Origin of the sequence: Micromonospora sp. NPDC049580 (genome assembly GCF_040675595.1) — a bacterium.
GTDB lineage: Bacteria > Actinomycetota > Actinomycetes > Mycobacteriales > Micromonosporaceae > Micromonospora.
Genome location: NZ_JBFAPG010000157.1, coordinates 1 through 11,985, shown reverse-complemented (window position 1 = coordinate 11,985; position 11,985 = coordinate 1). Strand labels below are relative to the sequence as shown.

Sequence of the window (11,985 nt, the reverse complement as noted above, 5' to 3'; positions counted from 1 at the left end):
TGAGGGCGCCAACCAGGGACGCCAACTCGGCGGGCAGCCGCACCGGGCCGGCCGCGTGGGCCGCCGCCACCGCGGCGGCGAGATCCGGGCCGAACTCCGCCACCCGGGGCGCGACCGAGGCGGTCACCGTGAGGTGCACGCTGGCCGGCAGACCGGCGTACGACAGCTGGGGCTGGGTGTGCCAGCCACGCGCGGTCAGCTCGTCCACCAGGACGAACAGGTCGGGTCCATCCTCGGTGGCGGTGAAGCAGACCACTGTCGACTCCGGCTCGGCCAGCAGCCGCAGACCGTCGACGGCGCGGACCGCGTCGGCCAGGCCGGCGACCGCGTCCCGGGTCACGGCGGCCAGTCGCAGGTAGCCGGCGTCGCCGAGGTGCCGCAGGGTGGCGTACGCGGCGGCGATCGGCCCGCCCGAGCGGGTGGACGCGATCACCGGATTGATCATGGTGTAGCCCGGCCAGTCCGCGTACGCGAAGTACTGCGGGGCGCGTCCCGCGGCGTCGCGGTGCAGCAGCACCGACACGCCCTTCGGCGCGTACGCGTACTTGTGCAGGTCGACCGAGATGGAGGTGACCCCGGGCACCGTGAAGTCGAACGCCGGCACCGGCTCGCCGAGACGACGCAGGTACGGCAGGGTCCAGCCGCCGAAGCAGGCGTCGACGTGACAACGCACCCCGGCGTCGGCGGCCACGGCGGCGATCTCGGCCACCGGGTCCACCACCCCGTGCGCGTACGAGGGCGCGGAGCAGGCGACAAGCACCGTCTCCGGGCGGATCGCGGCGGCCATCGCGGCCGGGTCGGGGCGCAGAGTGTCCACCGAGACCGGCACCACGTCCAGCGCCACCCGCAGGTAGTGCGCCGCCTTGGCGAACGCGGCGTGGGCGCTCGCCGGCACCACGATCCGGGGTGCGGTGATCTCCGGGTGGGCGTCCCGGGCCGCCTTGACGGCGAGGATCAGCGACTCGGTGCCGCCGCTGGTGACGCTGCCGACCACGTCGGGTGCGGTCGTGCCCGGCCCGCCGCCGAGCACCCGGCCGGCAGCGCCGACGAGCGCGTTCTCCATGGCCAGCAGGGACGGGAACGCGGTCGGGTCGAGCCCGTTGACGTGCGCGCTCTCCCGGTGCGCGGCGGTGGCGAGGTCGTCGAGCCCCGGCACCGCCGGGTCGTACACGTACGCGAACAGCCGCCCGCCGTGGGTGGGCCGGTCGCCCGCGCGCAGCCGTCGAACCTCCGCCAGCGCGACGTCCGCGGCCACCCCGTCGCGGGACAGCGCCCCCGCCCCGACCGTGTTCTCGTCGATCATGGAATCGTCGTGCCCTTCTCGATGCGGCCCACCGCCGTGGTGTGCTGGCCCCGCGTGGAGGCCAGGACGGCGGGGGTCAGGGTGTAGCGGCGCAGGAGCAGGACCGGCGGGCCCAGCAGCAGGGCCGGGATGATCGTGAAGCCGAGGAGAACGCCCAGTCGCGCCGTGTCGGACTGGGCGGCAGCCGTGCCGGTGTCGGAGGAGACGTAGCCGGAGAGCTGGAGCACCAGCCCGTACACGCCTGGGCCGAGGGCCAGGCCGAGGGTCTCCCCGGCGGTCCACAGGCCGGTGAAGACGCCCGCCTGCCGGCGGCCGGTCCGCGCCGTGTCGTACGCGATGCAGTCCGGGAGCATGGCCAGCGCGAACACCTGCTGCCCGGCGTACCCGACGCCGATGACCGCGACCACCAGGTAGACGACGACCAGGGGCAGCAGCGGGGCGGCGACCAGGGCGAGCGCCCCGGCGGCGAGGATCAGCCCGGCGGCGACCAGGGCCGACCGCTTGCCCAACCGGGCGCCGACGCGGGACCAGAGCGGCATCACCAGCAGCGCCGGCCCGACGAAGCAGGCGAAGAGGAGGGTCGGCCCACTCTGCTCGTCGCGCAGGATCTGCCCGGCGAAGTAGTTGACCCCGGCGAGGATGGTCGCCACGCCGGCGGACTGCACCACGAAGCAGACCAGCAGCGCCCGGAACGGCCGGTTGGCGGCCGCCACGGCGAGCTGGGCGCGCAGTGTCGGCTCGCTGGCGCCTACCACGCCACCGGGCGCGGACCGGGTGCCGAGGAACGCGCCGAGGGCGCCGATGACTATGAGCGCCGCCACGAACAGGCCCATCCAGCGGTGCCCGGGCACGCCGTCGCCGCCGGCCCTCACGACCAGCGGGGCCACCGCGCCGGAGACCAGGATGGTCAGCGCCAGCACGGCGATCCGCCAGGTCATCAGCCGCGTGCGCTCGGCGTAGTCGTCGGTCATCTCGGCGGGCATCGCCACGTACGGCACCTGGAAGAAGGCGAACGCGGTCGCCGTGGCGAGGAAGGCGAGCGCCACGTACGCCGCGGCGGCCGGCCCGTTGCCGAACGGCGCGGCGAAGATGGCCGCGAAGAGCACGGCGAGCGCGAGACCGGCGACGAGCAGGTACGGCCGGCGTGCGCCGCAGCGCGACCGGGTGCGGTCGGAAATCCGCCCGGCGACCGGGTTGACCAGCACGTCCCATGCCTTGGGCAGCAGGACCAGCAGGGCGGCGAGCCCGGCGGCCACGCCGAGCGTGTCGGTCAGGTACGGCAGCAGCAGCAGACCGGGCACCGTGCCGAACGCGCCGGTGGCCAGCGAGCCGAGCGCGTACCCGGCGTGTACCGGGCGGGGCAGCCGACCGGCGGCGGGCAGGCTGGCCGCATCCGGGCCGACGGCGGGCAGGCTGGCCGCATCCGGGCCGACGGCGGGCAGGCCGGCAGCGCCCGGCGGCTGGTTCATGGGGCCGAATGTTACTCACGTTATGCAGCAGGTCACATCCCCTCATCCGGCGACCAACCGGCCACCGAAATGTCCACGCCCTCGCCGCGCAACGGGACCCCCTCGGCCCGCAGCCGGGCCCGCGCCTCCCGCTCGTGACCCGGTGGAAGCCGGCCACCAGCGGTCACCACCCGGTGCCAGGGCACCGAGCCGCCGTGCCGGGCCATGATGGAACCCACCAGGCGCGCGGAGGAACGGCCCGAGCGCTCGGCCAGGGCGTCGGCGACCCCGCCGTACGACATCACCCGACCCTGCGGGATCCGCTCCACCAGGTCCAGCACCGCCTCGACGTACTCGTCAGGAGTCACAATCGGCCACCATATGGGAACGCCGCCGGGCGACGCGGGCGTGACCACGCAGAATGGGCGGGTGCGCGACGCAGTCACGGCCGCCCGACGGGTCGTCGTCAAGATCGGATCCTCCTCGTTGACCACCGCCACCGGCGGCCTGGCCGACGAGCGGGTCGACGCGCTGGTCGACACCCTGGGCCGACTCGCCGCCGAGGGACGCGAGGTCGTGCTGGTCTCCTCGGGCGCGATCGCCGCCGGCCTCGCCCCGCTCGGGCTGATCCGACGTCCGCGCGACCTGGCCACCCAGCAGGCCGCCGCCAGCGTCGGCCAGGGCCTGCTGATCGGCCGGTACGCGGCCAGCTTCGCCCGGCACGGCCGCACCGTCGGGCAGGTGCTGCTCACCGTCGACGACGTGACCCGGCGGGCGCACTACCGCAACGCGTACCGCACGCTGCGCAAACTGCTCGACCTGCACGCGGTCCCGATCGTCAATGAGAACGACACGGTGGCCACCGAGGAGATCCGGTTCGGCGACAACGACCGCCTGGCCGCCCTGGTGGCCGCGCTGGTGCACGCCGACCTGCTGGTGCTCCTCTCCGACGTGGACGCACTCTGGACGGGCGACCCGGCCCGCCCGCAGTCGACCCGGATCCCGGAGGTCCGCAGCGACGAGGACCTCGCCGGGATCACCATCGGCGGCGCCGGCCGGTCCGGGGTCGGCACCGGCGGCATGGTGACCAAGGTCGAGGCGGCCCGGATCGCCACCGGCTTCGGCATCCCCGTGGTGCTCACCTCCGCCGACCTGGCCACGTCGGCGCTGGCCGGCGAGCCCGTCGGCACGTTGTTCCACCCGCAGCGGCAGCGCCCGACGGCCCGGCTGTTCTGGCTGGCCCACGCCACCTCGCCCCGAGGGCGGCTGCACCTGGACCCGGGCGCGGTGGCCGCCGTCGTCGGGCGGCGCAAGTCGCTGCTGCCCGCCGGCATCACCGCCGTGGACGGCACGTTCACCGCCGGCGACCCGGTGGACCTGGTCGACACCGCCGGGGCCCCGGTCGCCCGTGGCCTGGTCAACTACGACGCGGTGGAACTGCCCGGGCTGCTCGGTCGCTCCACCTCCGAACTCGCCGCGGCGCTCGGCCCGGCGTACGAACGGGAGGTCGTCCACCGCGACGACCTCGTACTGCTGTAAGCCAACCGCCCAGCTGAGGAGTAGTCGATGAGTGAGCGCCAGCGAATGAATCATCAGCTCAGGGCGTCGGTGCCTCAGGACGGCACGGAGCGAAGCGGAGTGCCGGCATGAGCGTCGTCGAGCAGGCGCGACGGGCGCGGGACGCCGCCGCCGACCTGGCCGTGGCCACCCGTACGGTCAAGGACGCCGCGCTGGTGGCGATGGCCGACGCGCTGGTGGCGCGTACCCCGGAGATCCTGACCGCGAACGAGACGGACCTGGCGGCCGGCCGGGAGGCCGGGCTGAGCGCGGCCGTGCTGGACCGGCTCGCCCTCGACGCGGGCCGGGTGACCGGCATCGCCGACGCGCTGCGCCAGATGGCCGCGCTGCCCGACCCGGTCGGCGAGGTGGTCCGCGGCTCGACGCTGCCCAACGGCCTGGAGCTGCGCCAGATCCGGGTGCCGTTCGGGGTGGTCGGCATCATCTACGAGGCACGCCCGAACGTGACCGTGGACGCCGCCGGGATCTGCCTCAAGTCCGGCAACGCCGCGCTGCTGCGCGGGTCGTCCTCGGCCGCGCACTCCAACGCCGCGCTGGTCGCGGTGCTGCGCGACGCGATCGCCGACGCCGGCCTGCCGGCCGACGCGGTGCAGCTGCTCGACGCCAGCTCCCGCGACTCGGTCAAGGAGCTGATGCGCGCCCGAGGGCTGGTCGACGTGCTCATCCCGCGTGGCGGCGCGTCGCTGATCCGCACCGTGGTCGAGGAGTCGACGGTGCCGGTGATCGAGACCGGGGTGGGCAACTGCCACGTCTACGTCGACGCCGCCGCGGACGTGGCGAAGGCCGTCGCGGTCACGCTGAACGCCAAGACGCAGCGCCTGTCCACCTGCAACACCGCCGAATCGCTGCTGGTGCACACGGACGTCGCCGACGCGTTCCTGCCGCCGATGCTGGCCGCGTTCGCCGAGGCCGGCGTGACCGTGCACGGCTCCCCCGAGGTGACCGCGTACTCCGCCGCCGTGGTCCCGGCGACCGAGGAGGACTTCGCCACCGAATACCTGTCGGCCGACATCTCGGTCGCGGTGGTCGACTCGCTGGACGCGGCGGTCGCGCACATCCGCCGCTTCGGCACCGGGCACACCGAGGCGATCCTCACCGACTCGGCGAGCGCGGCCCGCGACTTCGTCGCCCGTGTCGACGCGGCGGCGGTGATGGTGAACGCCTCGACCCGGTTCACCGACGGGGGCGAGTTCGGCTTCGGGGCGGAGATCGGCATCTCGACGCAGAAGCTGCACGCCCGGGGCCCGATGGGCCTGCCCGAGCTGACCAGCACCAAGTACGTCGTCACCGGGGACGGGCACCTGCGCTAGGGCCGATGTCAGCCCGGCTGCGCGGCGGCTCCGGCCGCCGCCGGTCGGGCGGCCCGGATCGCGGACAGCGTGGCGTGCACGTCGAACTGGTGACCGTCGCCGCTCTCCCAACCCCCGTCGCTGCGCTGGGTCTCGGCGAGCCGCCGCAGGGCCCGCACCATGATCCAGTCGTGCAGGCCGATGCCGACCCGGCGCAGCGTGGCCCCCAGCCAGGCCACGTCGCCCGGCGACATCGTGGGCATCCGTTCGGCGAGCACCACCTGGATCCGCGCCGACTCCTGGAACATCTCCTGACGGTGCAGCACGGCGGCGCTCAGCCAGCCCGCCGCGAGAAACGACGGCCAACTGCCGTCCGGGCGCAACCGCGCGACGATCGACTGGGCCGCCGCCTGCACCACACCGGCGTACGCCCCGCCGACCCGGTGATCGAGCGGGCCGGATGCGCGGGCGTCCAGGCCGGCGACGGTCAGCCAGAAGCCGGCGTTGGCGGTGAGGAAGAGTTTGGCCTCCGGATCGCCGGGGCGGGCCCACTCCGGGGCCGAGCCGGTCAGCGAGAGGTCCTCGTCCCAGCCGCCGTCGGCCTGCTGCCGGGACGCCAACCAGTCCAGTGCCCGGCGGGCGGCGGGACGGCCCAGCGCGCCCAGGTCGTCCAGCTCGGCGAGGCGGAAGCAGGTGGCGTCGACCGAGGCGACCTCGCCACCCCAGCTCGCCGGCCAGCCGCCGTCCGACGACTGGCCGATCTCGGCCGTCTCCAACAGCTCCGGCGGCACCGGCGTGCCGTTGCGCAGCCAGGAGAGGCGGGCGCGTTCCACCGCGTCCCCATGCGCCACGACGAACCCGATCGCGGCTTCCAAGTCGACCACGGCGGTGACGCTACCTGCGCAGACACGATCCCGCCTCGGGGAATCGGCCAGCTGGAAATGGCTGCGTCGCTCCGGCCGGAGCGCCGTACGGAGGCACTTGCGTCGATTTACCGCCGTCGGCCGCGGTGTGTAGAACCGCGCCGGGGCGGCGCCGCGTGGCGTCGCCCCGGTGGGCCGGTCAGTACGCGGGCAGTGCCGGGTCGATCTGCTTGATCCAGGAGAGCACGCCGCCCTGCACGTGCACGGCGTCGCGGAACCCGGCCGCCTTGAGCGCGGCGAGCGCCTCCGCCGAGCGGACACCGGACTTGCAGTGCAGCACGATCTGCTTGTCCTGCGGGAGCTTCGCCAGCGCCTCGCCAGAGATGATGTCGCCCTTGGGGATGAGGGTGGAGCCGGGGATCCGCACGATCTCGTACTCGGCCGGCTCCCGCACGTCGACGAGGAAGATGTCCTTGCCGGCGTCCTGCCACTCCTTCAGCTCCAGGGCGGTGATGGTCGAGTCGAGCGTCGCCTCCTGGGCCTCCTCGGAGACCGCGCCGCAGAAGTCCTCGTAGTCTTCCAGCAGGTCGGTGACGGTCGGGTTCTCGCCGCAGAGCACGCAGTTCGGGTCCTTCCGAACCTTGATCTTGCGATACTCCATCTCCAGGGCGTCGTAGACCATCAGGCGGCCGACCAGCGGCTCACCGATGCCGGTGAGCAGCTTGATGGCCTCGTTCACCTGGATCGAGCCGATCGACGCGCAGAGCACGCCGAGCACGCCTCCCTCGGCGCAGGACGGGACCATGCCGGGCGGCGGCGGCTCCGGGTAGAGGCACCGGTAGCAGGGGCCGTGCTCAGCCCAGAACACCGACGCCTGGCCGTCGAAGCGGTAGATCGAGCCCCAGACGTACGGCTTGCCGAGCAGCACCGCCGCGTCGTTGACCATGTACCGGGTGGCGAAGTTGTCGGTGCCGTCGACGATCAGGTCGTACTGGGCGAAGATCTCGCGGACGTTCTCGCGGTCCAACGCGGTGTTGTGGATCTCCACGTTGACCAGCGGGTTGATCTCGCGGATCGACGCGGCGGCGGACTCGGCCTTGGAACGGCCGACGTCGGACACGCCGTGGATGACCTGGCGCTGGAGGTTCGACTCGTCGACGGTGTCGAAGTCGATGATGCCGAGGGTGCCGACCCCCGCCGCGGCGAGGTAGAGCAGGGCGGGCGACCCGAGGCCACCGGCGCCGACACAGAGCACCCGGGCGTTCTTCAGCCGCTTCTGCCCGGCCACCCCGACGTCCGGGATGATCAGGTGGCGCGAGTAGCGGCGGATTTCGTCAACGGTCAGCTCGGCGGCGGGCTCGACGAGCGGGGGCAACGACACGGTGAACTCCCCGGGATCGGCGGTGTGACCGCGCCATTGTTGCTCGCCCGGGCCACTCTCGGCCATGAGGGAGGACACGTGGCCCGCGATGCGGGAGGGGAATAACCGGCGGCCGGTCGCTCAGGGGACGATGTCGCCGCCGTAGCGACGGCCGTCGAGGTACGGCCAGGCGTTGGCCAGGCAGCCCTGCAACCCGTACGTCTGCTGCTGCATCACCGGTGCGGGCTCCCCCGGGCCGGGGCATGCCTCGTGCTGCTCGCCGAACTCGTGGCCGACCTCGTGGTTGATGACGTAGGTGCGGTACGTCTCCAGCGGGGCCCCGTAGTCGGGCACCGCCTCCTGCCAGCGCGCCAGGTTGATGATGACCTGGCCGGGCAGCCGGCAGGAGGTGTAGCGCTCGGTGGTCAACCCGCCCTCGGCGCACATCCGCTCCGACGTGACCGGGGTGGCGAGGTAGACGGTGAAGTCGGCGGCGTCGACGTCGGCCACCCGCTGCACCCGCAGCTCACCGGAGGCGATCCAGCTGCGCGGGTCGGCCAGCACCTCGTCCACCCGCGCGGCGAACGCGTCGGCGTCCTGACCGCTGCCCCGTTCGACCACGACCCGGTAGCGGCGCAGCGGTCCGTCCGTACCGTGCACGGATGTTCCCCCGTCGGCGACGGTGAAGCGTCCCGCGCCGACCGACGGGTAGCCGCTGGGCACCGGGTGGGCCTCCCCGCCGCCCAGGCCCATTCCGCCCTGGGTCGGGGTGGGCGGTACGTCGGCCGTCGGTTCGTCGCCCCGCGTCGCGGTCACGCCGACTGCGGTGGCGGTGGCGGCCACGAGCAGGCCGAGCAACAGGCTGCGGCGTCGGCGGCGGCGCATCCGCAGGACCGTGGGACGCGCATCCTCGTACGCGGACCGGTCGGGCGGCTCGGGCGGGCCGTAAGGGGACGACGGCGTCATGACGTCCAGCCTGCCAGATTATTCGGGCAATTCTCCGCTTTTAGCTTCTATTACCGCAATACCCCTCATGGGGCCGGTTGTCTCAGAGAGCCGGCCCGGCGTAACGCCGACCGTCGACGTACGGCCACGGGTTGACCCGACACCCGTTGAGAAAGAGGGTCTGCTGCATCATCACCGGCGCCGGACGCCCCGCGCCCGGGCAGCGCTCGTGCCGGTGCCCGAGCTGGTGACCCACCTCGTGGTTGACCACGTACGTCCGGTAGACCGCCAGCGGCACGCCCGCCGACACGTAGTGCGGCACCGACAACCGCCACCGATCCAGATTGATGATCACCTGGCCGGGCGCGCGGCAGGAGGTGTACGGCCGCCCGCCGATCCGGATGTCCACGCCACCCTCGGCGCACATCCGGCCCGCCGTACGGGCGGTCGCCAGGTAGACGGTGAAGTCCCGGGGAGCGTCCCCCGGGACCTGCTGCAACCGCAGCCGGCCGCTGTCGACCCAACTGCCCGGCCCGGCGAGCGCCACCTGGACGGCCTGCGCGAACGCGGCGATGTCCTCGTTGCTGCCCGACTCGACCGCCACCCGGTAGCGGCGCAGCTCACCCGCCCGGCCCAGCACCGGGCCGGCGTGGTCGTCGTGGCTGAACCGGCCGGTACCCGCGGTCGGCACCGCACCGGGCAACCGCAGCACCGGCGACGGGCTCGGCGACGCGGCGGTGGCGGTCGGCGACAGATCCGCCGACGGCGGCAGCGGCCCGGCCGCCGACGGCGGCAGCGGCCCGGCCACCAGCGGCGGCGGCCCGATCTCGTCGGCAGTCAGCCGATCCGGTGGCACCCCCGGACCCTCGGCGATCACGGTCACCGCCGCGCCGACAGCCAGCACCACCGCCACCAGCTGGGCGATCAGTGCGAGGCGACGGCGGCGGCGAGCGGACCTGAACATCCCGGTCAGCCTGCCAGATCGGACGGCCGAGCGGCCTCCTCCGTTTCGGCGAGCAGGCCGACCACCGCCCGGGCGACCAGCCGGGGAACCTCCAGCTGAGCCACGTGACCGACACCGCCGAGCATCAGCAGGCGGCTGTCCGGGATGACCCGGGCGGTCTGGGGCGCGACGCGAACGTCGACCAGCCGGTCCTGCCGGCCACCCACCACAAGCGTCGGCGCGCGCACCGCCCCGGCGAGCCGCCACAGCGAGCCCGGCCCCGGCAGATACGCCCGCAGGAAGCTGGAGACCAGCCCCCGGAACGTCCGGACGTACGCGGCCGCGTAGTGCTCCGCCTCGTACCGGACCCGGATCTCCTCCAACGCCTCGGCCCGGCGCTGCGCACAGATGCGGCTGAGGTCGGCGACGCACGCCTCCAACACCTGCTGGGCCATCACCTCGGGCGCGAGTTGGGTGAGCCGCCGGGCGACCAGCCGTTCACCGCGCGGAATGGCCAGCACCGGCAGCATCCTGCCCTGCAACGACCGCCGGAAGTCCAGAAACGGCAGCGCCGGAGAGATCAGGGTGAGGGTGCGGACCAGGTCGGGCCGCAGCCCCGCCACCTGGACCGAGACCGCGCCACCCAGCGAGTTGCCGAACAGGTGCACCGGCCCCCGACCGGAGTGCTCGATCCACCGGATCACCAGGTCGGCGAAGGCCGGGATCGTGTAGCGCGGGCCCGGCTCGCTGCGGCCGAACCCGGGCAGGTCGATGGCCTGGCCGTCCAGCCGGTCGGCGAGCAGGCCGGCCAGGTCGGTCCAGTTCTGCGACGAGCCGCCCAGCCCGTGCACGTACAGCGCCGGCTCCGCGTCGACGGTCGTCGCCGGAGTGTCCCGCACATAGGTGACGACGCCGTCGAGGCGGACCTCCCGGCCCGGCCACGGCGGCGGCACACCGACCTCGGGGAGGAGGTGGTCCGGCCAGAGGGAGGCGCGCTTCATCCTCCCAGTCTGCCTCGGACCACTCAGGACAGCAGCGCCTCCAGCCGACGATTGACCGCCGCCAGCGTCGCCCGGACCACCGCCTGTCGCGGATCGCCGGCCACCAGGGCCGAGCCGGCGAGCTGCTCGACCCAGCCCTCGCAGACCAGCAGCACCACCACCGTGGCCACCTCGCAGTTGCCGAACGGCACCACCGCCGCGTGCTCGACGAAGCAGCGGCCGCGCTCGGCGTTCTCGGCGCCGCGCAGCAACTCGTCCACGGCGGCGGCGGCGGCCACCGCACAAAGGCGCAGCACGTAACCGTCCACCGCCGGCCCGGTCGCGTACCCGGCCGCGCTGTCGTCGCCGGCCAGCAGCCGCACCTCCACGTTGGCGTCCAGACCGAAGGTGCTGACCTGCACGTGGTCGATGACCACACGCGGCCCCGGCACGCCGCCGGTGTCCAGAGGCCGAGAGGGCGCCGACTCCGTCGTGGTCACCTGACCGCCGGAGTACGACGTACCGACCGTCGCCGGGCTGCCGGTGGCTCCGCCAGTGGGCGCGGCCGAGACCGAGCCGGGTTCCTCGACGGTGGCGCGGCCCCGGTGCGGGGCGCCCGCCCGCCGTCGACGCGCGGCGTCCGGCCCGGCCCACTGCTCCGGGCCCGCCGGCGTGGCCTCGACCCGACCGCCCGACGACCGAGCGATCGAGGGCGCCTCGGCGGTCCGCGGTTCCGCGCCGGTGTCGCGCGGCTCGGCAGGCCGCGCCTCGACAGATCGCGGTTCGACGGGACGCGTCTCGGCAGCTCGTCGCTCGGCGGGGCGCGGGTCGGCGGATCGCGGCTCGGCAGCGCGACGGCGGACCGGCGGGGCTGGCGTGGTGGGCAGGCCGGGCACGTTCTGCGGGGCGGCGGCCAGCCCCATCCGTTCCTGGAGCAGCCGGGCCACCTGTCGACTCACCTCGGCCGGATCGGCACCGTCGGCCAGGTCCAGTCGGAGACTGTGCGCGCCGGCCGGCGTACGGCGCAGGGCGGCGTCCCGAACGCCGGCCACCTCCCGTACCGCGTCCAGGATGGCGTTGACGTCGAACCCCTCGGGACGCTCCCGCAACGGAGCGGGCTCGTCGTCGCGGCGCAGGTGGGTGGCGATGCGCGCGAGTTCTGGGGTTTCGGCGGGTGGCTCCACGGCTGGCGGCTCCGGCACAACGGGCACGTCCGGTTCCGCGGGGACGCGCTGCGGCAGCACCGCCGACGTGTCGGGCCGTCGCCCGCCGTCGG

10 protein-coding genes and 1 pseudogene are annotated in these 11,985 nt (G+C 74.1%); 2 read left to right on the top strand and 9 right to left on the bottom strand.

Annotated elements, in window-relative coordinates; all coding sequences use genetic code 11:
- From AB0J68_RS15375 to AB0J68_RS15365, 3 genes are all read right to left on the bottom strand, one after another.
- Positions 1 to 1,303, bottom strand: a 1,303-nt coding sequence (locus AB0J68_RS15375) for an aminotransferase class V-fold PLP-dependent enzyme (protein WP_363938986.1), incomplete at its 3' end; no start/stop codon positions are given.
- On the bottom strand, positions 1,300 to 2,772 hold the full coding sequence (locus AB0J68_RS15370) for an MFS transporter (protein ID WP_363938985.1): 1,473 nt from the start codon (positions 2,770 to 2,772) through the stop codon (positions 1,300 to 1,302). The genes AB0J68_RS15375 and AB0J68_RS15370, both read right to left, overlap by 4 nt.
- A gap of 32 nt (positions 2,773 to 2,804) precedes the next feature.
- Positions 2,805 to 3,119 (bottom strand): MGMT family protein, encoded by a 315-nt coding sequence (locus AB0J68_RS15365; RefSeq protein ID WP_354854381.1) that lies wholly within the window; start codon positions 3,117 to 3,119, stop codon positions 2,805 to 2,807.
- Positions 3,120 to 3,132: 13 nt separating this feature from the next.
- Between AB0J68_RS15365 and proB the strand changes: the two genes are divergently transcribed.
- Both proB and AB0J68_RS15355 read left to right on the top strand, forming a co-directional pair.
- Entirely contained in the window at positions 3,133 to 4,290 is a 1,158-nt protein-coding gene (proB, locus tag AB0J68_RS15360; RefSeq protein ID WP_354854383.1) for a glutamate 5-kinase, read from the top strand.
- Positions 4,291 to 4,397: 107 nt separating this feature from the next.
- A complete protein-coding gene (locus AB0J68_RS15355; RefSeq protein ID WP_354854385.1) occupies positions 4,398 to 5,639 on the top strand; it encodes a glutamate-5-semialdehyde dehydrogenase in 1,242 nt (413 codons plus the stop codon).
- Between the two features lie 8 nt (positions 5,640 to 5,647).
- Here the strand turns inward: AB0J68_RS15355 and AB0J68_RS15350 are convergent, their stop codons facing one another.
- From AB0J68_RS15350 to AB0J68_RS15325, 6 genes and pseudogenes are all read right to left on the bottom strand, one after another.
- Entirely contained in the window at positions 5,648 to 6,553 is a 906-nt protein-coding gene (locus AB0J68_RS15350; RefSeq protein WP_363938987.1) for a prenyltransferase/squalene oxidase repeat-containing protein, read from the bottom strand.
- Between the two features lie 127 nt (positions 6,554 to 6,680).
- A complete protein-coding gene (gene moeZ / locus AB0J68_RS15345; RefSeq protein ID WP_354854564.1) occupies positions 6,681 to 7,928 on the bottom strand; it encodes an adenylyltransferase/sulfurtransferase MoeZ in 1,248 nt (415 codons plus the stop codon).
- A gap of 54 nt (positions 7,929 to 7,982) precedes the next feature.
- Positions 7,983 to 8,807, bottom strand: coding sequence for a DUF3152 domain-containing protein (locus AB0J68_RS15340; protein ID WP_355067719.1), 825 nt, complete (start codon positions 8,805 to 8,807; stop codon positions 7,983 to 7,985).
- A gap of 82 nt (positions 8,808 to 8,889) precedes the next feature.
- A complete protein-coding gene (locus tag AB0J68_RS15335) occupies positions 8,890 to 9,750 on the bottom strand; it encodes a DUF3152 domain-containing protein (protein WP_363938983.1) in 861 nt (286 codons plus the stop codon).
- Between the two features lie 5 nt (positions 9,751 to 9,755).
- Positions 9,756 to 10,730 carry an alpha/beta hydrolase gene (locus AB0J68_RS15330; RefSeq protein WP_355067723.1) on the bottom strand — a complete coding sequence of 325 codons (975 nt, stop codon included), beginning with the start codon at positions 10,728 to 10,730 and terminating at the stop codon, positions 9,756 to 9,758.
- Between the two features lie 23 nt (positions 10,731 to 10,753).
- Positions 10,754 to 11,985, bottom strand: a pseudogene (locus AB0J68_RS15325) (hypothetical protein); the annotation flags it as partial.